Genomic DNA, 25,105 nt, shown 5'->3' with positions numbered 1-25,105 from the left:
GCACCGACAGCAAGGAGCTGACACAGTATGACCGAGGAATTCCGCGTCGAGCACGACACGATGGGCGAGGTCAGGGTACCGGCCAAGGCCCTCTACCGGGCGCAGACCCAGCGCGCGGTGGAGAACTTCCCGATCTCCGGCACTACCCTGGAGCGCGCCCACATCGCGGCGCTGGCGCAGGTGAAGAAGGCCGCCGCCCGGGCCAACGAAGAGCTCGGAGTGCTCGACACCGACCGCTCCTCCGCGATCCAAGCCGCCGCCGACGAGATCATCGGCGGGGACCACCACGAGCACTTCCCGATCGACGTGTTCCAGACCGGGTCGGGGACGTCCTCGAACATGAACACCAACGAGGTGCTGGCGACGCTGGCGTCCCGGTCGCTCGAAGGCACGGGCATCGAGGTCCACCCCAACGACCACGTGAACGCCTCGCAGTCCTCGAACGATGTGTTCCCCACCTCGGTGCATGTGGCGGTCACCTCGGCGCTGGTCAACGATCTCAAGCCCGCCATGGACCACCTCGCCTCGGCGCTGGAGGACAAGGCCGCCGAGTTCGAGCACATCGTCAAGGCCGGCCGCACGCACCTCATGGACGCCACCCCGGTGACGCTCGGCCAGGAGTTCGGCGGCTACGCCGCTCAGGTGCGCTACGGCATCGAGCGGATCGACGCCGCGCTGCCGCGGGTCGCGGAGGTGCCGCAGGGCGGAACCGCAGTCGGCACCGGCATCAACACGCCGGCGGGCTTCTCCTCCCGCGTGGTCGAGCTGCTCGCCGAGCAGACCGGCCTGCCGATCACCGAGGCCCGCAACCACTTCGAGGCGCAGGCCAACCGCGACGGCCTGGTCGAGGTGTCCGGTCAGCTGCGCACCATCGCCTACAGCTACATGAAGATCAACAATGACCTGCGCTGGATGGGCTCCGGTCCCAACACCGGTCTGGGCGAGATCCACATCCCCGACCTGCAGCCCGGCTCGTCGATCATGCCCGGCAAGGTCAACCCGGTCATCTGCGAAGCTGCGATCCAGGCATCCGCTCAGGTCATCGGCAACGACACCACCGTGGCGCTGTCGTCCACGAACGGCGCATTCGAGCTCAACGTGGGCATCCCGGTGATGGCCTCCAACCTGCTCGAGTCGATCCGCCTGATCACGAACGTCTCCCGCGTGATGGCCGACAAGATGATCAGGGGACTGACGGCGAACGAGGAGCGCGCCCGCTTCCTCGCCGAGGCGTCGCCGTCGATCGTCACCCCGCTCAACAAGGTCATCGGATACGAGGCCGCCGCGAAGATCGCCAAGCACGCAGTGGCCAACAAGATGACCGTCAAGGAGGCCACGATCGCCCTCGGCTTCGTCGAGAACGGCTCGATCACCGAGCAGGATCTCGACAAGGCCCTCGACGTCACGACCATGATCGGCGACTACAGGTGACCATGGTCGGCGACTGCACGACCGCACCGTCGGCGGTGCGGTCGTGCGTCCGCTGAGACCAGCGCCGCACCCGGTCGGCTGAAGAATTCCGACCGCTGACGCCCCGGCATCGAATTCGGTGCCGGGGCGTCGCGGCACGTGAGCCGGGACGCGCTTGCGCCGGTGACCGGCCGGTCGCTCGCCGGAATCGACGCCGGCTCGATGCTGACGGCCCAGTTCGCCTAGCCTTGGACTCATTGCACCCAGAGCAGAGGAGCGCCTCGTGGGCAGAGCAGTCATGTACGCCTCGGTATCGCTCGACGGCTTCATCGCGGACGAGGGCGACCAGCCCGGACCGCTGTTCGACTGGCTGCTCAGCGGGGACGTCCCGTTGGACGAGAGCGGCGTGCTGAAGGTGTCGCAGGCGTCCTACGACTACACCCGGCCGTACTGGGACCGGATCGGGGCGACGATCGTGGGGCGCCACGTCTTCGACATCGCGGACGGCTGGGAAGGGAAGCCTCCGGGCGGGGTCGACCACGTCATCGTCGTGACTCACCGGGGCAGGCCTGAGGGCTGGCATCCCGAGGCGCCGTTCCACTTCGTCGACGGCGTAGAGGCAGCCGTGGTCCGGGCGCAGGCGCTCGCGGGCGACCGCCTGGTCGAGGTCGCCGCCGGCGAGGTCGGTGGCCAGGTGCTTGCCGCGGGCCTGATCGACGAGGTGCGGATGGACATCGTCCCCGTCGTGTTCGGGTCCGGCAAGCGCTACTTCGGGTCGGTCGACGCGCAGCACCTGCTGGAGGATCCCGACGCGGTGATCCAGGGCAGTCGGGTGCTGCACCTCCGGTATCGAGTGCGCCGCTGACCGATCTGAGCTCGCGCCTGCGATGCGCGAGGACGATGCCTACCATGGAGCATGAGCACTCACCCGAATCTCGCTCCGGCCGCTGCCATCATCGGCGTCTGGCGCGGCCCAGGCCGCGGCGAATATCCCACGATCGAGCCGTTCTCCTATACCGAGGAGCTGACCTTCACCGACGTCGGCAAGCCCTTCCTGCACTACCTGCAGCGCACCTGGTCACCCGCTGGGCAGCCGATGCACACGGAGACCGGCTACCTGCGGGTCCCCGAGGCGGACCGTGCAGAGTTCGTGCTCGCCCTGCCGACCGGCCAGACCGAGCTGGCGGAGGGCACGCTCAGCCGGGCAGCGGACGGATTCGAGCTCCGGCTGTCCTCGCGGGTGATGAACTCCGCGACCGCCAAGCACGTGACGTCCACCGAGCGGGTGTACCGGCTGTCCGGTGACACGCTCTCGGTGGATTTCGCGATGGCGGCGGTCGGAGAGCCCATGACCCATCATCTCCATGCGGATCTCACCCGACAGCCGCCGCCCGGCCCGGAGGCCTGAGTCCTCCTGCTCAGTGCAGGTCGAACTCCTCCAGCACGCTGGTCACGAGCGCCGCGATCGCCGAGCGCTCGGAGCGCGTGAGCGTGATGTGGGCGAACAGATCATGGCCCTTGAGCTTCTCGATCACCGCCGACACGCCGTCGTGGCGGCTGACCCGCAGATTGTCGCGCTGGGCGACGTCGTGGGTGAGCACCACGCGGGAGTTGCTGCCGAGCCGCGAGAGCACTGTCAGCAGCACGTTGCGCTCCAAGGACTGCGCCTCGTCGACGATGACGAAGGAGTCGTGCAGCGACCGACCGCGGATGTGCGTCAGCGGCAGCACCTCGAGCAGGCCGCGGTGCACCACCTCCTCGATGACGTTCTTCGACACCAGCGCGCCCAGGGTGTCGAACACCGCCTCCGCCCAGGGATTCATCTTCTCCCCCTCGGACCCCGGCAGGTATCCGAGATTCTGCCCGCCCACCGCGTAGAGCGGACGGAACACCATGATCTTCTCGTGTGTGTGGTCCTCCAGCACCGACTGCAGCCCGGCCATCAGCGCCAGCGCCGACTTGCCGGTGCCCGCACGCCCGCCCAGGGAGACGATGCCGAGCTCGGGATCGGTGAGCATGTCGATGGCGATCCGCTGCTCGGCGGAGCGGCCGTGGACGCCGAACACGTCGCGGTCCCCCCGAACCAGTTTGATGCAGTTCGGACCGACCACTCGGCCGAGCCCCGAACCGCGCGGCGACGACAGCACCAGGCCGGTGTTGACGACCTGCTCCGAGGCCGCCGTGGTCTCGACGAATCCGGTGTCGAACAGGCGGGCCATCTCGTCCTCGGCGAGCGCCACCTCGGCGAGCCCCGTGAAGCCCGAGTCGATCGCGAGTTCGGCGAGGTATTCCTCGGCGCGGAGTCCGAGCGCTGAGGCCTTCACCCGCATCGGGATGTCCTTGGTGACCACCACGACCCTGCGGCCTTCAGCCTGCAGATTCCGGGCGACGGACAGGATCCGCGTGTCGTTCTCGGCGCGGTTGAACGCCACGGGCATGGACGTCGAATCGATGTGATTGAGCTCGACCCGCAGCGTGCCGCCCTCATCGTTGAGAGGCACCGGCTCGTCGAGCCGACCGAAGTCCTGACGGAACTCGTCGAGGAGGTTGAGCGCCCTGCGAGCCGTGAAGCCCAGGTCCGGGTGGTGCCGTTTGCCCTCCAGCTCCGTGATCACGATGAGCGGAATCACCACCTCGTGCTCATCGAACCGCAGCACTGCGTTGGGGTCCGAAAGCAGTACCGAGGTGTCGAGAACGTAGGTGTGGAGGTCGGTGGATGCAGCCATGGGCTCCCCTAAGCATCGTCTGCCGAGGTGCCTGTGCCTCGATCCTTCCCCGATGAGGCATTCACCTCGGGTTGGTGTCGGCCAACTCCTCTCAACCTACGTCCGCTCCAGTCCCCGCGCGGCCAGCAACACCCGGCTTCCGCGTAACTCTTGGGTGAACAGCGCCTGAATCGCCAGGCCGCGCTCATCTGCCGTAGCGGCGATTCCTGCGGCCATAGGAGCGAACGGCGCGCAGGAAGTCGGTGCGGCGGAAATCCGGCCAGTAGACCTCGCAGAAGTAGAACTCGGAGTAGGCGCTCTGCCACATCATGAAGCCGGACAGGCGCTGCTCCCCCGACGTGCGGATGATCAGGTCCGGGTCCGGCTGGCCTTTCGTGTAGAGGTGCTCGGAGATGACATCCTCGCTCAGGGCGCCGATCACGTCCTTCAGCCCGGCGCCGGCAGCGCGCTGCTCTTCGAGCCAGGACCGCACGGCGTCGACGATCTCCTGGCGGCCGCCGTACCCGACGGCGATGTTGACGGTCATCGTCTTCGCGGTCTGATCGCCGGCGGCGGAGCGCTGCTGGGCGGCCGCGAGCTGCGACCGCAGCGGCTCCGGGATGACCCGCAGGTCGCCGACCAGCTGGATGGAGACGACGTCCCGGTCGGCGATCCGATCGACCATCTCCGAGATGATGCTCGTCAGCGCTGCCACCTCCGAGGCCGGCCGGGCGAGGTTCTCCTTGGACAGCACGTACAGCGTCACGACTTCGACGCCGATCTCCTCGCACCACTGCAGGAACTCGATGATCTTGTCCGCGCCCATCCGATGGCCGTGCTCGGTCGTGGTGCCGAACTCCTTCGCCCAGCGGCGGTTGCCGTCGGTGATCACGCCGACGTGCCGCGGCACCTGCTCTCCGGGCCCGATCTCCTGCTTGATGCGTCGGTCGTAGAGACGGTACAGCCATGACCGCGGCGTTCCCATCATTCACCCAGTCCTCGTCTCCCGCTGCCGGGAAGTCTGCTCGTTCGATCCCGTCTCAGATTACCCGTCCGCCGGAGTCGCTCAGCCGCCCCGCCTACGATTGGAGGATGGAACCGAGCACTGAGACCGGGCCCGAGGCGGTGCGCCCCGCACGTGCCCCGAAGCGGGATCTCCACTCCTCCCGGCGGGGGCGCGCCCTGCGCCTGGAGCTGAGCCGGCTCGCCGGTCAGCTCAAGCCGACGTGGCGCGGCTGGATCCACGCGGGTGCGTTCCCGCTGGCCGTCGTCGGCGGGCTGGCCCTCATCATTCTGGCCCCGACGATCGCCTCACGGCTGGCCGCGGCGGTGTTCACGCTGACCGGGATGATGCTCTTCGGCACCTCGGCGATCTACCATCGCGGGCGCTGGCGGACGAAGGTGCGCCTGCTGCTGCGGCGCATCGACCACGCCAACATCTTCCTCATCATCGCCGGCACGTACACGCCGCTGGCGGTGATGATGCTCGACCGGAGCGACGCCGTGGTGCTGCTGACCATCATGTGGGTGGGTGCCGCGCTCGGCGTGGTCTTCCGCCTCGTGTGGACCACGGCGCCCAGGTGGCTGTTCGTGCCCGTGTACATCGGCATCGGAATCGCAGGCGTCGGCTACATCCCGCAGATCTGGCAGGCTGACCTCGCCGTCGGCATCCTCGTCGTGGTCGGCGGCGCGCTCTACATCACGGGCGCCGTGGTCTACGGCATCAAGCGCCCTGATCCTGCGCCCAGTGTGTTCGGCTTCCACGAGATCTTCCACACCTTCACTGTGCTGGGCTTCGGCAGCCACCTGGCAGCACTCATCGTCGCGGCGGTCACGATCAACCCGGAGCTCTGAGCGGCGCCCCGGTTGACTTCAGATCTCAGCGTCCGCTGTGCGGCTGGGCGGTGCTGCCGTCCGGGCCCTGACCATCGGTGCCGGCAGAGCCATCGGTGCCGGCGGAGCCATCGCCCGGACCGGCGGCTGCAGCGTCCGCGACGCCGGCAGAACCGGCACCTGCGGCGGAGCCGGCGTCGGGCTCGGCGGCGGGCTTCTCACCGGCCTGCCTGCGCATCGGGATCGGATAGACCTCCTGAGCGTTGTCGACTGCGCGCACCCGTCGGACCCGACGGAGAGCGTCGCGGGCGAGCAGCACGACGGCGACGGCCACGAAGAAGGTGAAGAGGAAGCCGATCGTGCCGGGGGTCACCGTCACCGGATCCGGGTAGACGATGTCCTCTTCGGGCACCGGCGTCTGGGCGAGGACTGCGATAAGGGCGTTCACGACCGATCCTTCTCTGTCTGGGGCGCGGAACGGAGCAGCACGTCCATTCCCTCGTCGGGCACGCGGCGCCCGTCATCGCGGGTCACGCCTGCGAACAGGTCCCACTCCTGGAAGTCCCGGCTGCGGTCCAGCGGCGGTCTGCCGGTCCCGTCGACAGCCAGCTCGAACTCCTCGGTGGCCCAGAAGCTCATTGCGGTGCGCCTGGCGTCGGAGAAGAATCCTGAGTTCGGGTCGATCTGAGTGGTGTGGGCCAGCAGGGCCCGATCGCGCCGCGGGAAATGCTCCCCGCAGGTGATCCGGGTCGACAGCCAGGTCTTCCGCCGCTCGTTGAACTCCCGGTAGCGGTCGAGCATCTCGCCCAAGGGCGATTCCAGCCCGTCCGCGAGCATCTGCTCGTGGATCGTCAGCCACTTCTTCGGGGACAGGTCCTGGTTGTAGTAGACCTTCTGCACCTGCCACGGCTCGCCCAGCTCCGGGTTGGCGCCTGCCTCCGCGGCAGCATCCAGAGCGCTCATCGTGACGTCGTGGGTCTTGATGTGATCGGGGTGCGGATAGCCGCCCGCCTCGTCGTATGTGGTCACGACATGCGGACGGAAGGACCGGATGAGATGCACCAGCGGACGGGCCGCGACCGTGGCGGGTGTGCGGTAGAAGCAGCCGTGAGGGGTTTCGACGGCGGGGTCGCCCTCCGGCAGACCGGAGTCGACGAACCCGATCCATCGGTGCTCGGCGCCGAGTTCGGCGACGGCCGCGGCCATCTCCTCGCGGCGCAGGCCCGCGATGTCGCGGGAGGCCTTCGGACTCTGCAGCATGGCCGGGTTGAGGATGCTGCCGGCTTCCCCGCCGGTCATCGTCGCGATCATCACCCGCGCCCCCAGACTCGAGTAGAGGGCGGTGGTCGCAGCGCCCTTCGAGGACTCATCATCCGGATGCGCGTGAACTGCCAGCAGACGCAGGCCGTGGTACGGCAGTGACGCCTGGGACGGATGACTCATGGGTTCTGCAGACCTCTCGATGAAGCACGGCGCCGGCGGGGACCGGGCGACAGGGGATCGGACAATTCGACTAGTCTAGATTAGTGCGCTGCACAGACATGCGACGAATCGGGATCAGGAACACATGACGACTGCACAGGCCTCTCTCAGCGACCGCTACGGGTCCGCTCGTCGGCGGAAGCCGCCCGAGTCCCGCCGGCGCCGGCAGATCCTGGCCGCGGTGATCGGAATCCTGGCCATGTCGGCGCTCGCTGCATGGTACGCGCTGGCCCCCAGCCGGACACCGGTGAACCCGACGACCGTGAGCTACGAGATCGTCGATTCGACCCTGACGGTCACCCAGATGTCCGTGGTGCCGGACTCCCAGCGCGCGATCCGGTGCGCAGTGCAGGCCACCAACGAGAACGAGGCGGTCGTCGGCTTCCGGGAGGTCACCATCGCCCCCGATCCCGCAGCGGACGAATCGCAGCCTTCTCACCTGCGAGTGGAGATCTCCACGACGCAGCTGGCGGCAAGCGGCCATGTGGAATCTTGCTGGTTCCTCGGCTAGACTGAGCGATCAACAACATCACCCCGGATGCCTGAGGGTATCCGGGTTTTGTCATTGCACATCGTCCAGGCCACCGTTAGGAGAGACATGACCGAGGGAATCACCGGCGAGGAGACCTGGCTCAGCCAGGAAGCGTACGACCGGCTCAAGAAGGAGCTCGACTACCTCACAGGTCCCGGCCGTGTCGAAATCGCCGAGCGCATCGAGGCTGCTCGCGACGAGGGAGACCTCAAGGAGAACGGCGGCTACCACGCAGCCCGCGAGGAGCAGGGCAAGCAGGAGGGCCGGATCCAGCAGCTCGAGCATCTGCTGCGCACCGCCAAGGTCGGCGAGGCGAACACGGACTACTCGATGGTCAGCCCGGGCAAGGTCGTCGTCGTCGACGCCGCCGGACGGGAGCTGAGGTTCCTGCTCGGCTCCCGCGAGATCGTGGGCGATGACGAGTCGATCAACGTGGTGTCCGAGCAGTCTCCGCTCGGCTCCTCGGTCAACGGCATCAAGGTCGGTGACTCGACCGAGTACGAGGCGCCGAACGGCAAGACCATCGCCGTCACCGTGAAGTCCGTCGAGCCCTTCGAAGGCTGATTCGACCGCTGCGAGGGTCGGCGCTGAACAGCGAGGGTCGGCTCTGAAGCGCCAGGCCTCAACCTTGGAGTGGTCGCTCCGTCATTGGAGTGGTCGACCCGTCCCGGACATCGATGAAGGCGGGTCGCTGCGCAGGCAGCGGCCCGCCTTCATCATCGTCAGGGGCGATCCCCGCGCTCACCGTTCGGCTGCGGGTTCCGACCCGGCTGAGCGTCCCGCCCCGATTCGGCGCCCGGGCTGCGGTCAGCGCCATATGCGTTCCCGGCTCCACCCAGCGGACGTGCCCTCGCGGCGTCCTCCTCGGGATCCCGCTCCTCCTCGAGGGTCGGGCGCAGCGGACTGGTCTCCTCCGGGTCCTCCTCCAGCAGGGGCCTCTCCTCACCGTCCTCATGGAGTCTCTTGGCCGTGGAATCAGGTGCGAACACGTCCCGACCGGCCAGGTACAGCACCACCGTATTGATGACGGCGATCACCGGAACAGCGAACAGCGCACCGGGAATTCCGTAGAGGAAGCTGCCGGCGGCGACCGCGAGCACTACCGCCAGCGGGTGCACGGACACGGCCTTGCCCATGATGAATGGCTGCAGCACATTGCCCTCGAGCTGCTGCACCAGCAGGACGACGCCGAGCATGATGAGCGCGGAGACGAATCCCTGGGAGACGAGGGCGACGACCACGGCGATGAAGCCGGTGACGACCGCACCGACGATCGGGATGAACGAACCCATGAACACGAGCACCGTCAGCGGGATGACCAGCGGCAGACCCAGGAAGAACGCTCCGAGGCCGATTCCGATCGCGTCGACACCGGCGACGATGATCTGCACCCGCACATACTGCACGAGGGTCTGCCAACCGCGCAGCGATGCGCCCTCCGCCCGCGCTCGCGCCGGCTTGGGAAGCAGGCCGATGAACCAGCTGAAGATCTGCCGCCCGTCGAAGAGGAAGAAGTACGCGGTGAAGAGGGTCAGGAGCAGGCCCGTGAAGAAGCTGCCCACCGAAGTCGCGGCGCCCACCGCGCCGCCGAGGATCTGACCCGAGTTCGACTGCAGAGTCTCCATCAGCTGGTTGACACCGTCGTCGATGGCCTTCGAGATCTGAGTGGAATCGAGCCCGAAGGGGTTGCCCAGCAGCCAGTCGCTGATCGTGCGGAAGCCTGCCACGACCTGGTCCGCGAGGTCGGAGAAGCCCGCGACGAGCTGCTGTCCGGTCAGGGAGACCAGGCCCACCACCAACACGAGGAATCCGATGAACGTCGCCGCCGCCGCCAGCGCCCGAGGCCAGCCATGGCGCCTCAGGAAGGCCGTGGGCGGGGACAGCAGCGCGGCGATGAGCAGGGCGATGAGGCCCGGCAGCACGATGACGCTGATCCTCGACAGCAGCCAGACGGCGACGCCGATGGCGGCCAGCACCACCAACCCGCGCCAGCTCCACGCCGCGGCCAACCGGAACGGCGGTGCCACATACGGCTCGTAGGCCCCGCGCGCCAGCTCCTCCTCGCTCGGCCCCGTGTGCACCACCGGGCCCGTCTCCAGCGTGCCGAAGCTTCCGCCCGGCCGCTGGGCGGCCTCGTCCCGCTTCGCTCGGAAATCGTCCCATACGCTGCGCAGCCGCTTGGTCATTCCGCGCCCGGTCTCATTGGCCATGTGGCCACCTTATCCGCTCCCGTCCACCGGTATCGTTAGACTTTCCCGGGGAGCGGAAAGGACCTGAATGCGTCGCACTACAGCTTGGACGCTGGCGCTGGGCGTCGGCCTGCCGCTGAGCTTCGCGGGAGTCGGCAGCGTACTGCTCCGGATGCAGTCTGCACGCCTGCGGCGCGCAGTCGACCTCGACTCCCGTCGGCGGATCCCCGACCTCGATCTGCTCGTCGACTCCCGCCTCGGCCGCTTCGAGCCGCTCCCGCCGGCCGACCGGGACGCAGAGGATTTCCCGGCCCTGGCAGTGCTCGGCGATTCCTGGCTCGCCGGGCTCGGCGTCGGTCACCGCCGGCGCACCCCACCCCTGCTCCTTGCCCGTGGGCTGTCGACCATGCTGGACCGCCCGGTTCGGCTGCGTTCGGTCGCGCGGCCGTCCGCGCGCGCCGACGACATCGTCGACCAGGTGCATGCGGTGCTGTCCGACCGGCGGCTGCGCCGCTCGCGCTCCGGGGCCGGCGAAGCGCGGTATGCGGTCATCTCGATGGGAACGGCCGATCTCATCCACCCGATCACCGGCTCGATCGGGATTCCGGTCCTGTCGAATGCGATCAACCGGCTGCAGCGCGAGGGCGGCTATCGCGTCATCGTCCTCACCTGCCCCAATCTTGGTCTGCCCGGCACCCCACGCCCGCTCCGGGACGTCCTCCGGCGCAGCTCCCGGGTCCTGTCCGGCTCGCAGTGGCTGGCGGCCGTAAGCACGGGCGCGGTGCCCGTGTCGACCAACCGTGCGCTGGCCGGCACCAGCAGGATCGGCCTGATCAGCATCGAGGGCCGCTACCCGAGCCCGCTGGGCTACGCTCAGCTGTCGGCCGCGGTGCTGCGCAGAATCGCATCCGACCTCGACCTCCCCCGCGCTGTCCTCCCCGGTGGCGAAGAACCACCCGCGAACGAGGGCGCAGAGCTCGCCCACCCGTCAGGGCCTTCCGGTCCGCGCACATCGACTCTCCGGGAGGCCCCGGACGACCGGCGGCCGGCGCCGGACCCGGAGGAGATCCCCTCGTGACCACTGTCGTCCTCGCGTCCGCCTCCCCCGCCCGGCGCCGGATCCTCGAAGGCACCGGCATCACACCGCAGATCATCGTCTCCGACGTCGACGAGGACGCCCTCGAGGCGGCCCATCCCGACGCGAGCGTCCCGGAGCTCGCCGCGCTGCTCGCCCGCGCGAAGGGCGAGGCGGTGATCGAGCGGATCTGCGCGGATCCCCAGCTGGTCGACGTTCCCGGGCCGCTGGTCCTGCTGGCCTCGGACTCGATCCTGGAGCTCGCCGGTCGGGCGGTCGGGAAGCCCCACACCGCCGAGGCCACGCGGACTGTCTGGCGGCGGATGGGCGGGGCCGGCGCGCACCTCCACACCGGCCATTTCGCCGCCCGGCTCGAACGCACCTCGGGCTGGCGGCGCGTCGGCTCCGCCGAGGCGGTCGGCACCTCGGTGATCCACACCGCGGCCCCGACGTCTGCCGAGCTCGAGGCGTACATCGCCACCGAGGAGCCGTTCGAAGTCGCCGGGGCGCTGACGATCGACGGCTACGGCGGAGCGTTCGTCACCGGCATCGAGGGCGACCACAACAACGTCATCGGGCTGAGCCTGCCGCTGGTGCGCGAGCTCGTCACCTCACTCGGATTCTTCTGGCCCTCGCTCTGGGACGTCAATCGCTGAACCCGCCCAGTGAGGTGACGGCTCCGTCATGTGACACTCCGGACGCCGCTGAGAATTTCCGACGACAGTTTTGTCGTCTGCCCACAAGCCTTTGGTGATGTTCTCTAGATTGGCTTCGTCCACCATGATCTCGTCAGGAGAGCCAGATGATACAGACGGCGGCGGAGTACTCCGCCAGCGTGACGCACCGCCCGATCAGGACGGTGTTCATCGCGAACCGGGGGGAGATCGCACTGCGCATCGTCCGCGCCTGCCACGATCTCGGGCTGCGGGCAGTCGCGGCCTACACCTCCCCCGATTCGGAATCCGCCTTCGTCCGGCTGGCCGACGACGCCTGGCTGCTCGACGGTCTCGGACCCGCTGCCACCTACCTCAACATCTCCCAGCTCATCGACCTCGCACAGCGGGCCGGTGCCGACGCCGTCCATCCCGGCTACGGGTACCTGGCCGAGAGCCCGGACTTCGCGCAGGCGGTGATCGACGCGGGTCTCGTCTGGGTCGGCCCGCCGCCTGCCGCCATCGCCCGCCTCGGCGACAAGGCCGGGGCTCGAGCGGTCGCCGAGGCGGTCGACGCCCCGATCACCCGGGGCTCCGGCGGAGCAGTCGCCGACACCGCCGAGGCGCTGCAGATCGCTGAGCAGATCGGGTACCCGGTCGCGATCAAGGCGGTGTACGGCGGCGGCGGGCGCGGCTTCCGCACTGCCGCCGACGCCGCGCAGCTTCCCGCAGCGCTCGAATCGGCCTCCCGCGAGGCGCTCAAGGCCTTCGGCCGCAGCGAGTGCCTGCTCGAGCAGCAGATCATCGACCCGCGTCACATCGAGACCCAGTGCATCGCCGACTCCGCCGGAACGGTCCATGTGGTGTCGACCCGGGACTGCACGCTCCAGCGGCGCAACCAGAAGATCATCGAGGAGTCCCCGGCCCCGCTGCTCAGCGCGGAGCAGGAGGCCGTGCTGGCGGAGGCCTCACGCAGCATCCTCCGCCACGTGGGCTATGTCGGCGCCGCCACCTGCGAATTCCTGCTCGGGCGGGAAGGCACCCTGACCTTCATGGAGGTCAACGCCCGGATCCAGGTCGAGCACACCGTGACCGAGGAGGTCACCGGCGTCGACCTCGTCGCCTGGCAGCTGCGGATCGCCGCCGGGGACACGCTGCCGGAGAGCCTGCCCGCCCCGCGCGGCCATGCGATCGAGTTCCGGATCAATGCCGAGGACGCCTTCCGCGGCTTCTTCCCGGCGACCGGGCGGATCACCCGGTTCCTCCCGCCGGCCGGCCCCGGCATCCGCCTCGACTCCGGGGTCGACACCGGCACCGAGGTCGGCACCGACTTCGATCCGATGCTGGCCAAGCTCATCGTCACCGGTGACACCCGCCGGCAGGCGCTTGCCCGGGCTCGTCGCGCTCTCGACGAGTTCGTCGTCGACGGGGTCAAGACGCTGATTCCGCTCCATCGGAGCCTGGTCGACGAACCCGCCTTCGCCGACGACTTCACCGTTTCCACCCACTGGCTGCAGTCCGAGTACATGACCCAGTTCGACACCCCGGAGGATCACATGACCCCGCACGCTCAGCCCGCCGAGGACGTCATCGACATCGTCGTCGAGGTCGAAGGCCACCGCATGACCGTCAAGGTGCCGGCCGATCTCGCCCGACCGGCAGCTCCCGGTGCTCAGCCCCGGCGCGGGGGTCTGCGGCGCCGGGGATCCCGCCGCGAGGACAGCTCGCCGGTGCTGGCGGCCCCGATGCAGGGCACCATCGTCTCCATCGACGTCTCCCCCGGCGACACGGTGTCAGCCGGAGACCGGCTCGCCGTGATCGAGGCGATGAAGATGGAGCAGCCGCTCACCGCGACTCACCAGGCGACGATCGCCCGGGTGCTGGTCGAACCGGGTGCGTCGGTGCGCGCCGGCGCCGCGCTCGTCGAGTTCGAGGCCTGAGCACTCCGGACAGCGGCGCGCCCCGGTCGAGGTTCGTCCTCGGCCGGGGCGCGGTGTGCTCGGGAGCCGGGCTCAGTGGCCGTGGTGATGCAGCTTGCGGGCCGCCTCGGTCACGGATCCGCTCAGCGAGGGATACACGGCGAAGCTCGCCGAGAGCTGATCGACGGTCAGCCGGTTCTCCACCGCAAGGGTGATCGGCAGGATCAGCTCGCTGGCCTTGGGACCCACGACCACGCCGCCGAGCACCGAGCCCGAACCCTTGCGGGCGAAGATCTTGACGAAGCCGTCGGTGATCTCCTGCATCTTGGCCCGGGCGTTGGTGCTGAGCACCTGCGTCACCGTCTCGACGTCATCGGGATGCTCGATGTAGTTCGCCTGCGTGAAGCCGACGGTCGCGATCTCCGGGGCGGTGAAGACGTTGGAGGCGACGTTGCGGAGCTTGAGCGGGGAGACGGCGTCGCCGAGCGCATGCCACATCGCGATCCGCCCCTGCATCGCCGCGACCGAGGCGAGCGGCAGGACGCTGGTGCAGTCGCCGGCCGCGTAGACGCCCGGCGCCGAGGTGCGGGAGACGCCGTCGACGACGATGTGTCCCGAGTCCTCGGTCTGCACGCCTGCCGCGTCCAGTCCCAGGTCCTCGGTGTTCGGGACCGACCCGACCGCCATCAGGCAGTGCGAGGCGTGGACCTTCCGACCGTCGACCAGCTGCACCTCGACGCCGTCGCCGGAGCGCTTGACCGTCGCGGCACGGGAGCGCGAGAGCACGTTCATGCCCCGCCCGCGGAAGACCTTCTCGAGCACCTCGGCGGCGTCCGCGTCCTCGCCCGGGAGCACGCGATCCCGCGATGAGACCAGGGTGACTTCGCAGCCGAGGGCGTTGTAGGCGGATGCGAACTCCGCACCGGTGACTCCGGAGCCGACGACCACGAGGTGGGCCGGCAGCTCCTGCAGGTCGTAGAGCTGGGTCCAGGTCAGGATCCGCTCCCCGTCGGGCTGCGCGTCGGGCAGTTCGCGCGGATGCGCGCCGACGGCGATCAGGATGGTGTCCGCGTCCAGCGTGTACTCGGCGCCGCTCTTCTCGACCACCGAGACTTCGCGTGGGCCGATGAGGGTGGCCTCCCCCTTGATCGCCTTGACACCGGCCCGCACCAACCCGTCGTAGATGTCGGTCGCCTGCGCGTTCGCCAGGCCCAGGATGCGCTGGTTGATCGCTCCGAGGTCGGCTCGCACCTGCCCGCCCGTGGACTCCGTCGCCTCGGCGGAGTCGATGTCGCTGATTCTGATGCCGAGTGCGTCGGAGCCGGCGATGTCGCCCATCAGCTCGGCAGTGGCGATCAGCGTCTTGGAGGGCACCACATCGGTGAGGACGGCCGCGCCGCCGCAGCGGTTCCGTTCGATGAGCATCACGTCGGCGCCCAGCTGCGCCGCGACCAGCGCGGCCTCGTAGCCGCCGGGGCCGCCTCCGATGATGACGACACGATTCTGCGCAGGATCAAGAACGTTCTTCACGCGCCCATCCTCTCAAACGCGGGCGGGCCTGGCGAAATCCCGCTGCGGGTCCTCGAGCCTGAGCTCCGGACCGCCGAGCGCCCGCAGCGCTCCGAGGATCGCGACCAGGTCCACACCCTCCTGCAGGATGGCTCCGACGACGGCAGGCAGGAATCCGAATGCCGCCACCAGCATGAGCCCGACGGAGATCGCGATGCCCAGCCAGATGCTCTGCAGCGCCATCCGGACCGTGTGCTGGGAGATGTCGACGACCCGGGCGACAGCGGAGAGGTCCTCGGTCGTGATCACGGCCGATGCCGACTCGCTGGCCGCCGTGGCGCCCCGTGCACCCATCGCGATCCCGACTTCGGCGGCCGCCAGGACCGGAGCGTCGTTGATGCCGTCGCCGACCATGACGACAGGGCGGTGCGCCATCCCGGCGACGATCTCGACCTTGCTCTGCGGCGTGGCCTCCGCATGCACGAGATCAACGCCCACATCCTGCGCGACCGACTCCGCGGTCGACTCCACATCGCCGGTGACCATCAGGATCTCACCCACGCCGAGGCGCCGCAGGGTCGCGACGGTGGCCGCCGCCTCCGGGCGGGGCGGGTCGGACAGCACGATCACGCCGGCCAGGCGGTCCGCACGGGAGATGTAGACAGCGGTCTCGCCCGACTCCAGCTCGGCGCGGTCGAACTCGCCGATGACCTCGGCGACGAAAGCCGGCTTGCCGACCCGGATCTCGGACCCGCCGGCGTCGCGGGCGCGCACGCCGTTGGTCGCGATCTCCTCGGCCGCCGCGACGTCCGGAAGATCCAGGCCGCGCGCGCGAGCCGCCTCGATGATCGACTGCGCGAAGACGTGGGTGGAGTAGCGTTCCACCGCCGCGGCCAGCGTCAGGAGCTCGTCAGCGGAGCCCTCGTGAGGGAGCACCCGCTGGACGGTCGCGCGACCGCGGGTCAGCGTGCCGGTCTTGTCGAAAGCTGCCGACCTCACCCGCGCCATCACCTCCAGCGCGCCGCCGTTCTTGACGATCACCCCGCTGCGGGCCGCGCGGCTCATGCCGCCCATGAACGCCACCGGAGCGGCGATCAGCAGCGGACACGGCGTCGCGACCACGAGCACTTCCGCGAATCGCACGGGATCGCCGCTGACCGCCCAGGCGATGGCCGCGATGAGCAGCGACACCACCGTGAAAGGAACCGCATAGCGGTCCGCCAGCCGCACCAGCGGCGCCTTCGACTCCACTGCCTCGCTGACGAGCTCCACGATCGCGGCGTACTGCGAGTCGGCGGCCGAGGCGGTGGCGCGCAGTGTGAACGCCGAGGTGCCGTTGACCGTACCCGAGTAGAGCTCCTCGCCACCGGACTTCGTCACCGGCAGCGGCTCGCCCGTCAGCGACGACTCGTCGATCGAGGCATGTTCACTGACCAGCACGCCATCGACCGGCACCACCTCTGCCGGGCGGACGAGCAGCTCATCGCCGACCTCCGCCTCGCCGACCGGGATCTGCGTGATCTGCCCGTCCGCTTCGATGCGATTGGCGAACTGCGGAGCTCGGCTGATGAGCGCGTCGAGCTCCCGTCCGGCACGGGTCGCGGCAAGATCCTCGAGCGCCTCGCCGCCGGTGAGCATCAGCACGATGATGAGCCCGGCGATGTACTCCCCGACCAGCATGGTGGACACCATTGCGACGACGGCGAGGATGTCGAGACCCCAATGGCTGGCGAGGATGTCCTTGATCATCCCCCAGCCGGTGTGCAGGACCACGAACGCGATGACGGCGGTCGCGAGGATCTGCGCCGCTGTCGGCTGTCCGACGGCCAGCAGGATGAGCGCCGCCGCGAGCGCGAGCAGGGCGAGCGCGACGAGTGGATAGCGTCGGAAGAATCGCAGGACCTTCATGGCTCCATTCTCTCCCGGTTCCCGAACTCGCTCCAGCAAGGCCAGGCGATCCTCATTCGTCGACTGCGGTCAGAGGAGCCGGCCGCGCTCCCGGTGCAGGGCAGTGATCTCCTCGTAGGACTGCGCATTGGCGTGAACTCGGAGCAGGTCCTCGTCGGTGAGCTGCCGACGCACCTTGCCGGGGATGCCGGCGACCAGCGACCGCTCGGGCACCTCGGTGCCCTCCAGGACGACGGCTCCGGCGGCCACCAGCGAGCCGGAGCCGATCCTGCATTCGTTGAGCAGGGTGGAGCTCATCCCCACCAGCACGTCGTCGCCGACGATGCAGCCATGCACGAGCGCTCGGTGGCCGATGGAGACCCGGTCGCCGACGACCACGGGCTTGCCCGGGTCGGAGTGCATCACGGTGCTGTCCTGCACGTTCGTGCCGGCCCCGATCGTGATCGAGTTCCGATCCGCCCGCAGCACGCAGCCGTAGTAGATGCTGCTGCCCGGTCCGATCCGCACGTCCCCGATCAGGGTGGCGCCGGGGGCGACGAAGGCGCTCGGGTCGATCTGCGGAGCGACCCCGTCGATCGAGATCAGGCGGACATCGGCCAGGTCGCCGAGGCGCCGGCCGGCAGATTCTGCAGATGTGTCAGGTGTCATGTTCCCCAGCCAAGCAGAGGGCGAGCACACGCACAAGCGCTGACCGCCCAGCGGTCCGGAGCGATCCTCGGAGCTGATGCTGAGCGATCCTCGGAGCTGCCGTGCCGAGCGGCGCGCGACTCGATTTGCGCAAGCGTCCTTGTTCGGCTCAGAATGGGGAGATGTCAGTGATTTCACACTGGTGACCTCTTGTGCGCCCTGTCCGAGATGTGTGAACCTTGAGTTGATCACTTCATCTCGAACGCCGATCACGCATGCCCGCGAGCCGGGCGATTCAGCGATTTCAGTTCCCTGGGGACTTGATCGGCGATATTCCTTTCAGGAAAGGACACCATGGACTGGCGCCATCGTGCGGCATGCCTCAATGAGGATCCCGAACTCTTCTTCCCCATCGGCAACACCGGCCCCGCTCTTCTGCAGATCGAAGAGGCCAAGAGCGTCTGCCGTCGCTGCGAGGTCATGGAGACCTGCCTGCAGTGGGCTCTGGAGACCGGCCAGGATGCCGGGGTCTGGGGCGGCCTGAGCGAAGACGAGCGCCGCGCGCTCAAGCGGCGCGCAGCCCGCGCCCGCCGCGCCGGCTGACACTCGCCCGAAGACGGCGGGATCGGAACCCTGGGGGCTCCGGTCCCGCCGTCTTCGTGTCCGGTCTCAGAGCCGGTCGGACCTCAGCGGCACGTCGATCACTGCCTCGGTGCCCCCACCCTCGCGCGGACGCCACTGGATGCTGCCGCCCAGGTCGTTGGCGATCAGGCTCTGCACGATCTGCGTGCCCAGGCCGGCCCCCGGGCCCTCTCCGGGCTGCAGCCCGACGCCGTCGTCTGCGATGGTCACCCGCAGGCGATCGTCGTCGCGCTCGGGGGTGACCGTCACAATGCCCAGCACCGTCTCGCCCGGCGCCTGCGGCTCCGAGGTGACCGGGAAGCCGTGCTCGATCGCGTTCGTCACCAGCTCCATCAGCGCCATGGCCAGGCCGGTCGCGTCGCCGGAGGAGATGGGGCCGAAGCTGCCGTTCCGGCTCAGCGTCACGCGCACCTGTGGCGAGGCCAGCTCACGGGTCAGCCGCAGGCCCTTGTCGACCACCTCGTCGAAATCGACCTCACTCTCGATCCCCTGGCTGAGGACGTCGTGGACGACAGCGATGATCGACACTCGTCGCATCGCCTCCTGCAGCGCATCGCGCGCCTCAGGGCTGGACATCCTGCGTGTCTGCAGCCGCAGCAGGGCAGACACCGTCTGCAGATTGTTCTTGACCCGGTGGTGCATCTCCCGGATCATCGCGTCCCGGCTGAGCAGCTCGCGATCCCGCCGCCGGACCTCGGAGACGTCGCGGGCGAGGATGATCGCACCCGTGCGGTTGCCGGCCCGCTTGATCGGGATCGCCCGCAGCGACACGCTGACCCGTCCCGATTCGACTTCCGTCCGCCACGGCGCCCGCCCCGTCAGCACCAGCGGCAGCGTCTCGTCCACCGGCCTGAGCTGCTCGATGAGGCCGGAGACGACCTCGGCCAGATACCTGCCCTCGATCTCACCCTCGTGGCCCAGCCGGTGCAGCACGGAGACGCCGTTGGGCGAGGCGTAGCGCACCCGTCCCTCGCGGTTGAGCACGATGAGGCCGTCGCCCACGCGCGGCTCGCCGCGGCGCGCGCCCGATGGTGCCGACAGGTCCGGGAACTCGCCCTCGGCAATCATCGACAGCAGCATCGAGGCGCAGCTGCGGTAGTACCGCTCCAGCCGCGAGGTTCCCGTCCGGCGGCTCTCCTCGGTGTGGCGGGTCAGCAGCGCGACCACGCGCCCGGCGCGCACCACGGGCACCGCCTCGGCCCCCGACAGCGGCGTGGAGGTCTCGGGCGAGATCACGATCCGCTTCTCCGACATCGCCGTGTGCAGGAATTCCCGCTCCTCGACGCTGGAGATCGAGCCGACCTCGTCGTGGGGGTAGACGGTGGACCCGGTCGTCGGCCGGCAGTGGGCGATGATCCGGAAGTCCTCCTCCGAGGCGCCCTGGGCGCGCCGCGCTTCGTCGCCGACCGGCACCCACAGCACGAGGTCCGCGAACGACAGGTCGGCGATCAGCTGCCAGTCGCCGACCAGGACGTGGAGCCACTCCACATCCTCCTCGTCGACGATCCCCTCGGCGGCCAGCAGGTCGCTCAGCAGACTCATGTTCCTCCTCGGCTCAGGCGCTCTCCGAGCGCCACACGGTGGACCGGACCACCGATCGCATCATCCGCAAGAGTACCGACAGGGGTGCGGGGTCCACGGAGTCGAGTCGCCTGACCTCCTCGATCGTCGACAGCACCTGGCGCAGCGCTGTGTCGTTGCGGGCCCGCCACTGCGCGATGCGGTCGTCGGCACGCTCGGCCGCGGTGGGCCGATCGCTGTCCGTCGAGTCGAGGACGGCCAGCACGATCGCCGTCACGGCCTGGTAGTAGTCATCGCGCATCGCCCCCCGCGCGAGTGCCGTCCAGCGGTTGCTGCGGTCGAGCTCCCCGATCATCCCCAGCACCGCCGCTCCGGCCAGCAGGTCGGTCATGGCGTAGTACACCTCGGCGACATCGTTGGCGGGAACGCCGGACCGAGCCGCGGTCTGCGCGATGTCGAGGAGGGCGAACTCGTCGAGCAGTGCGGCACAGCGGAAGGCGAGGGGCTGCGGGACTCCGTGCCCGATCAGCTGGTGGGCGGCCTCCTCGAGCTCCGCCCGATCCTCGCCGCGCAGCAGGGCGGGAACCTGCGGCCGGAGTTCACGGACCACCGGGCCGTAGCGGAGGATCTCCGCTGTCACGTCCAGGCTGTCGGGCGCCTGGTGGACGATCCAGCGCGACGCCCGGTCGAGCAGGCGCACATACCCATGGAGCATCAGCACCTGGACCTCGGCCGGAACCTGGTTGTCGAGGGCACAGACCGCCTCGAAGTGCTCATCGAGGTCGTAGATGTCGCTGACCACCGTGAACACGCGGGCGATATGCGGGATCGAAGCACCCGTCTCCTCCTGCATCCGGAACAGGTAGGTCAGGCCGCCCCGGTCGACGACCCGATTGACCAGCCGCGCCGTCGCGATCTCGCGGCGCAGCGGATGGGCGCCGAACCCGTGTGCGTGCTTCTCGGCGAGGCTGCGGGGGAAGTACCCGACGAGGTGACGGGTCATCCAGTCCTCGGCGGGGACCTCGCTGCCCAGGATCCGATCGGCGGCATCCATCTTGACGTAGGCCAGCAGCACCGCGAGCTCCGGCGAGGTGAAGCTGCCGCCGCTCTCCGCGCGCCGCCTCAGCTGCTTGTCGTCGGGCAGGAACTCCACCTGGCGATCGAGGTCGGCGTTGCGCTCGAGGTAGCGCATCAGCCTCCGCTGGGTCCCCGTCATGCGCCGCGCCCGGTCGCGTGCCTCGCCGAGGGCCACGTTCTGGCTGTAGTTGTTGGCCAGCACCAGGTCGGCGACCTCATCGGTCATCGACAGCAGCACCGACTCGCGCTGCTCCTCGGGGAAGTCACCGCGCCGGATCAGCGCGTCGAGCATGAGCTTGATGTTGACCTCGTGGTCGGAGCTGTCGACTCCTGCGGAGTTGTCGACGGCATCGGTGTTGAGACGGACGCCTGCCAGCGCCGCCTCGACCCTGCCGAGCTGGGTGAATCCGAGGTTGCCGCCTTCGCCGACCACCCGCACCCGCAGCTGACCACCGTTGACGCGGATCGGGTCGTTGGCCTTGTCGCCCACGGCGCTGTGGCTCTCCGACTCGGCCTTGACATAGGTGCCGATGCCGCCGTTGTAGAGCAGGTCCACCGGCGCCTGGAGAATGCCCCGGATGAGCTCGTTCGGCGCGTAGGCACCTGGCCGCATCCCGAGTCGCTCGGCCGCCTCGGGACTGAGGTCGATCGACTTCGCCGCCCGGGAGAAGACGCCGCCGCCTGCGGAGATGAGCTTCCGGTCGTAGTCCTGCCAGCTGGACCGCGGCGTCTCGAACAGCCGCTTCCGCTCTGCGAAGGACGCAGCCGCATCCGGAGCGGGATCGATGAAGATGTCGCGATGGTCGAACGCCGCCACGAGCAGAGTGGCCTCACTGCGCAGCATCCCGTTGCCGAACACGTCTCCGCTCATGTCGCCGATGCCGACTGCGGTGAATTCCTGCTCGGCGGTGTTGACGCCGAGTTCGCGGAAATGACGTTCGACCGACTTCCAGGCGCCGCGCGCCGTGATGCCCATCGCCTTGTGGTCATAGCCGACCGACCCGCCCGAGGCGAAGGCATCTCCCAGCCAGAAGCCGCGTTCCAGCGCGATCGAGTTGGCGACATCGGAGAACCGCGCAGTGCCCTTGTCCGCCGCGACGACGAGGTAGCTGTCCTCCCCATCGTGGACGATCGTGCGCTCCGGCCGGGCAACCCGGGTGCCGTGCTCGGAAGTGTCGAGATCGTCGGTGATGTCGAGCAGCGCGCCGATGAAGAGCTCGTAGGCGCGCTGTCCGGCTGCCGCCCACGCCTCCCTGTCCTTCCCCGGATCGGGCAGCCGCTTGGGGAAGAACCCACCCTTGGCGCCGGTGGGCACGATGAGGGCGTTCTTGACCATCTGGGCCTTGACCAGGCCGAGCACCTCGGTGCGGAAGTCGTCTGCCCTGTCCGACCAGCGCAGACCGCCCCGGGCGACGGGTCCGAACCGCAGATGCACGCCCTCGACCTCCGGCGAGTACACCCACATCTCCAGCGCGGGCCGCGGTTTGGGCACGAAATCGAGCTCGGCCGGGCAGAACTTGAACACTGCCGCCGCGGGCATGCTGCCGTCCGCCGGCTGGAACACGTTCGTCCGCGCGGTCGCGTCGATGAGTTCGAGCACGGCACGCAGCACACGGTCGGCGTCCAGGCTCGGCACCTCGGCGAGCGCTGCCACGATGTCCTCGCGGATGGTCGACATGAGCTCCGTTCGGCCGCCCTCGTCGAGTTCGAGGTCCGGGTCGAACTTCGCGTGGAAGCAGTCGATGAGCCGAGCGGCGATGTGCGGGTGGGAGGTGAAGATCTGGCCCATGTGGCGCTCGGTCAGCTGGAAGCCCGTCTGGCGGAGGTAGTGCGTGAAGGCGCGCATGATGCTGACGTCCTGCCACCGCATCCCCGACACGATGAGCCGGTCCATTCCCCCGGTCTCCCGCTGGTTCGTCCACGCCGCCGTGAAGGCCTGCTCGATGCGCCGGTAGTCCGCTTCGGTGACGTCGGTCTCGAAGCTGAGGCCGAAGTCGTAGAGATACCGGTGAGTGCCGTCGGCGAGATCCAACTCGTAGGGCCGTTCGTCGAGCACCCGCGCCCCGAAGTTCGCCAGGAACGGCAGGATGTCGGACAGGCCTGCCGGCTCGATCCGGTAGAACGCCAGCCGGACATCGGCATCGTCGGGATATTCCGGCCGGTAGATCCGCACCAGCGGCTCCTCGTCGGAGCTCAGCCACTCGAAGCGGGAGATGTCCTCGACCGCCTGCTGGGGGCTGTGATACTCCTGGTACCCGGCGGGGAACGCGCGGGCCCACAGGTCGTGCCTGGCCATCTCCTCGGCTGTGGTCGGCACCTGCGACGGCACAAGGTACTCGGAGACGTCCTCCTCCCAGGACCGCAGCGCCGCCTTGATCTCCTCCGACACGACCTCGGCCGGGATGTCCGGCAGCACCCCGTCACGCGGCAGACGCGCCACGAAGTGAAGGCGCGCGAGCGCCGAATCGCTCAGCAGCACGTCGAAGTCGACGCTCTGGGCCGAGTAGCGCTCGCTCAGGACCGCCTGCACGCGGAGGCGGGCCGCGGTGTCGTACAGATCTCGGGGAACGTAGACCAGCACCGAGACGTAGCGCTCGTAGGGATCGCGCCGGATGAATACGCTGGATTCGCGCTTCTCCTCCAGACCGAGGACCTTGAGGACGACGTCGAGGATCTCCTCGGCGTCGGCGTGGAGGAGATCGTCACGCGGGTAGCTCTCCAGCAGCGACAGCAGCTCATCCCCGGAATGGGTGTGGCGCTGCAGGCCGGAGTTCTGCAGCACGTATCGGATCTTGGACTTCACGACCGGGATCTCGAGGACCGAAGCGGTGTACATGCCCGATGTGTAGAGCCCGACGAATCGCCGCTCGCCGACGATCGCCCCTGATTCGTCGAAGGTCTTGACGCCCACGTAGTCCATGAAGCTGCGCCGGATGAGCTTGGAGCGGGAATTCGCCTTGGTCAGGACCAGGACCCGCGGCTCCTCCGCTTTCGCCGACACCGCCCGGGACAGCGGCGAGGAGATGGTGGGACGCAGTGCGGAGATGCCCAGCGCGGTGTCCTCGATCGGCTCGAGTATCTTCTCCCCGCCCTTCTCCGTCAGCCGGTATTCGCGATATCCCATGAAGGCGAAGCGCCCCTCGAGCCATTCCAGCAGCTCAGCTGCTTCGACGGCCTCTGCTGCGAGCTCCGGCCGCGGCGGGCGCGCACGCAGGTCGGCTGCGATGGCACGAGCGCCGGCGATCATCTGCTCCCGGTCGCGGTCGGCGGCGGTGACGAAGGTGATCGTCTGCTGGATGGTGTCGATCACGGTGGTGAATCGGTCGTCGGGAATCCGGTCGACCTCCAGGTGGATCCAGGACTCGACGGCCCTCTCCCCCGGTCCGTTGTCCGCGGAGATCACCGGCAGCGCCGTGGTGTCGGTGACCGTGCGCTTCAGCTCGCCGGGAGCCACCACGGCGAGGCCTGCGCCGCGCTCGACGACGAGGATCGGATGACGGACCTCACGGACCGACAGCCCTGAGCTGGTGAGCTCGGCGACGACCGAGGACAGCAGGTACCGCATATCCTCGGTGACGATGTTGATCACCGTGCGGTTGCCGACGTTCTCCGGGTCATCGGGGCCCGGATTGTAGATGTCGATGGTCGGGATCCCCGGACGGTGACGGAGCGCAGTGCGCAGGTGGGACACAGCTGCCGCCGCCCATTCCCGCGGGCGGTACGAGTCCGGGTCGACCGCATCCGGTCTGGGGAAGTAGGCCGCCAGCAGATTGGCGGGGGGAGCGCTGCCAGTGAGCTCGAGCCAGTGCTGAGCGATCTCGGCCGATCGGACCTCGGTCACGGTGCCACCTCATGTTCGTCGCGGACTGCAGTCGGGGCGTCGCCATCGACTCCCACCCTCTACTCTATGTTCCACCGGCAGGGTTGCCACCGCCGGTGGACTCGACAGGTCTGGTTGCCTCCGCGCGCCGGTCCGGGGCGGTGCTGCCACCTTCGCCGGGCAAGGATCCCGACACCCGAGTC

Annotated in this window: 20 protein-coding genes; 10 read left to right on the top strand and 10 right to left on the bottom strand. The window is 68.9% G+C overall.

Annotated features, from left to right (window positions below):
• Window positions 1-27: 27 nt before the first annotated feature.
• From LXN01_RS13610 to LXN01_RS13600, 3 genes are all read left to right on the top strand, one after another.
• Entirely contained in the window at window positions 28-1,431 is a 1,404-nt protein-coding gene (locus tag LXN01_RS13610) for a class II fumarate hydratase (protein WP_236865950.1), read from the top strand.
• Between the two features lie 262 nt (window positions 1,432-1,693).
• Complete coding sequence (locus LXN01_RS13605) at window positions 1,694-2,275, top strand: dihydrofolate reductase family protein (RefSeq protein WP_236865949.1); 582 nt, start codon at window positions 1,694-1,696, stop codon at window positions 2,273-2,275.
• A gap of 51 nt (window positions 2,276-2,326) precedes the next feature.
• A complete protein-coding gene (locus tag LXN01_RS13600) occupies window positions 2,327-2,818 on the top strand; it encodes a heme-binding beta-barrel domain-containing protein (RefSeq protein WP_236865948.1) in 492 nt (163 codons plus the stop codon).
• A gap of 10 nt (window positions 2,819-2,828) precedes the next feature.
• Here the strand turns inward: LXN01_RS13600 and phoH2 are convergent, their stop codons facing one another.
• Together phoH2 and LXN01_RS13590 are read right to left on the bottom strand one after the other, a co-directional pair.
• Window positions 2,829-4,136, bottom strand: coding sequence for an RNA 5'-3' helicase PhoH2 (gene phoH2 / locus LXN01_RS13595; protein WP_236865947.1), 1,308 nt, complete (start codon window positions 4,134-4,136; stop codon window positions 2,829-2,831).
• A gap of 184 nt (window positions 4,137-4,320) precedes the next feature.
• The gene (locus tag LXN01_RS13590; RefSeq protein ID WP_236865977.1) at window positions 4,321-5,100 is read right to left on the bottom strand and encodes an isoprenyl transferase; all 780 of its coding nucleotides are present in this window, start codon (window positions 5,098-5,100) and stop codon (window positions 4,321-4,323) included.
• Window positions 5,101-5,207: 107 nt separating this feature from the next.
• Here LXN01_RS13590 and trhA point away from each other — a divergent pair, with 107 nt between their 5' ends.
• Window positions 5,208-5,969 (top strand): PAQR family membrane homeostasis protein TrhA, encoded by a 762-nt coding sequence (gene trhA, locus LXN01_RS13585; RefSeq protein WP_236865946.1) that lies wholly within the window; start codon window positions 5,208-5,210, stop codon window positions 5,967-5,969.
• A 25-nt stretch (window positions 5,970-5,994) separates the two neighbouring features.
• Here trhA and LXN01_RS13580 read toward each other — a convergent pair whose 3' ends face one another.
• Window positions 5,995-6,396, bottom strand: a complete 402-nt coding sequence (locus LXN01_RS13580; RefSeq protein ID WP_236865945.1) for a hypothetical protein — start codon at window positions 6,394-6,396, stop codon at window positions 5,995-5,997.
• Window positions 6,393-7,391 (bottom strand): mycothiol conjugate amidase Mca, encoded by a 999-nt coding sequence (gene mca, locus LXN01_RS13575; RefSeq protein ID WP_236865944.1) that lies wholly within the window; start codon window positions 7,389-7,391, stop codon window positions 6,393-6,395. Before mca ends, LXN01_RS13580 begins: the two co-directional genes overlap by 4 nt.
• Before the next feature lie 124 nt (window positions 7,392-7,515).
• Between mca and LXN01_RS13570 the strand changes: the two genes are divergently transcribed.
• Window positions 7,516-7,941 (top strand): DUF4307 domain-containing protein, encoded by a 426-nt coding sequence (locus LXN01_RS13570; protein WP_236865943.1) that lies wholly within the window; start codon window positions 7,516-7,518, stop codon window positions 7,939-7,941.
• A gap of 87 nt (window positions 7,942-8,028) precedes the next feature.
• Complete coding sequence (gene greA / locus LXN01_RS13565; protein WP_236865942.1) at window positions 8,029-8,526, top strand: transcription elongation factor GreA; 498 nt, start codon at window positions 8,029-8,031, stop codon at window positions 8,524-8,526.
• Window positions 8,527-8,684: 158 nt separating this feature from the next.
• Here greA and LXN01_RS13560 read toward each other — a convergent pair whose 3' ends face one another.
• Window positions 8,685-10,172, bottom strand: coding sequence for an AI-2E family transporter (locus LXN01_RS13560; RefSeq protein ID WP_236865941.1), 1,488 nt, complete (start codon window positions 10,170-10,172; stop codon window positions 8,685-8,687).
• A 67-nt stretch (window positions 10,173-10,239) separates the two neighbouring features.
• On the opposite strand from LXN01_RS13560, the gene LXN01_RS13555 reads away from it, so the two are divergent.
• The 3 genes from LXN01_RS13555 to LXN01_RS13545 all read left to right on the top strand — a co-directional run bounded on the left by LXN01_RS13555 (window position 10,240) and on the right by LXN01_RS13545 (window position 13,819).
• The gene (locus tag LXN01_RS13555; RefSeq protein ID WP_236865940.1) at window positions 10,240-11,229 is read left to right on the top strand and encodes an SGNH/GDSL hydrolase family protein; all 990 of its coding nucleotides are present in this window, start codon (window positions 10,240-10,242) and stop codon (window positions 11,227-11,229) included.
• Window positions 11,226-11,882 (top strand): Maf family protein, encoded by a 657-nt coding sequence (locus LXN01_RS13550; RefSeq protein ID WP_236865939.1) that lies wholly within the window; start codon window positions 11,226-11,228, stop codon window positions 11,880-11,882. Before LXN01_RS13555 ends, LXN01_RS13550 begins: the two co-directional genes overlap by 4 nt.
• 146 nt (window positions 11,883-12,028) lie before the next feature.
• A complete protein-coding gene (locus LXN01_RS13545) occupies window positions 12,029-13,819 on the top strand; it encodes an acetyl/propionyl/methylcrotonyl-CoA carboxylase subunit alpha (protein WP_236865938.1) in 1,791 nt (596 codons plus the stop codon).
• Between the two features lie 72 nt (window positions 13,820-13,891).
• Here the strand turns inward: LXN01_RS13545 and LXN01_RS13540 are convergent, their stop codons facing one another.
• The 3 genes from LXN01_RS13540 to LXN01_RS13530 form a co-directional block, all read right to left on the bottom strand.
• Window positions 13,892-15,328, bottom strand: coding sequence for an NAD(P)H-quinone dehydrogenase (locus LXN01_RS13540; protein ID WP_236865937.1), 1,437 nt, complete (start codon window positions 15,326-15,328; stop codon window positions 13,892-13,894).
• Between the two features lie 12 nt (window positions 15,329-15,340).
• Complete coding sequence (locus LXN01_RS13535; RefSeq protein ID WP_236865936.1) at window positions 15,341-17,215, bottom strand: heavy metal translocating P-type ATPase; 1,875 nt, start codon at window positions 17,213-17,215, stop codon at window positions 15,341-15,343.
• Window positions 17,216-17,284: 69 nt separating this feature from the next.
• A complete protein-coding gene (locus LXN01_RS13530) occupies window positions 17,285-17,863 on the bottom strand; it encodes a gamma carbonic anhydrase family protein (protein ID WP_236865935.1) in 579 nt (192 codons plus the stop codon).
• A 333-nt stretch (window positions 17,864-18,196) separates the two neighbouring features.
• Here LXN01_RS13530 and LXN01_RS13525 point away from each other — a divergent pair, with 333 nt between their 5' ends.
• Window positions 18,197-18,445: a WhiB family transcriptional regulator gene (locus LXN01_RS13525; protein WP_236865934.1), complete on the top strand. Its 249-nt coding sequence runs from the start codon at window positions 18,197-18,199 to the stop codon at window positions 18,443-18,445.
• A gap of 66 nt (window positions 18,446-18,511) precedes the next feature.
• On the opposite strand, the gene LXN01_RS13520 is transcribed toward LXN01_RS13525, so the two are convergent.
• Both LXN01_RS13520 and LXN01_RS13515 read right to left on the bottom strand, forming a co-directional pair.
• On the bottom strand, window positions 18,512-20,026 hold the full coding sequence (locus tag LXN01_RS13520) for a sensor histidine kinase (RefSeq protein WP_236865933.1): 1,515 nt from the start codon (window positions 20,024-20,026) through the stop codon (window positions 18,512-18,514).
• Between the two features lie 13 nt (window positions 20,027-20,039).
• Window positions 20,040-24,923 carry an NAD-glutamate dehydrogenase gene (locus LXN01_RS13515; RefSeq protein ID WP_236865932.1) on the bottom strand — a complete coding sequence of 1,628 codons (4,884 nt, stop codon included), beginning with the start codon at window positions 24,921-24,923 and terminating at the stop codon, window positions 20,040-20,042.
• Between the last annotated feature and the right edge of the window lie 182 nt (window positions 24,924-25,105).

The sequence above is a fragment of the Brevibacterium daeguense genome, assembly GCF_021729135.1.
GTDB classification, from domain to species: Bacteria; Actinomycetota; Actinomycetes; order Actinomycetales; family Brevibacteriaceae; genus Brevibacterium; species Brevibacterium daeguense.
Note: the sequence above shows the minus strand (reverse complement) of the source record. Positions and strands in the feature narration are given on the sequence as shown.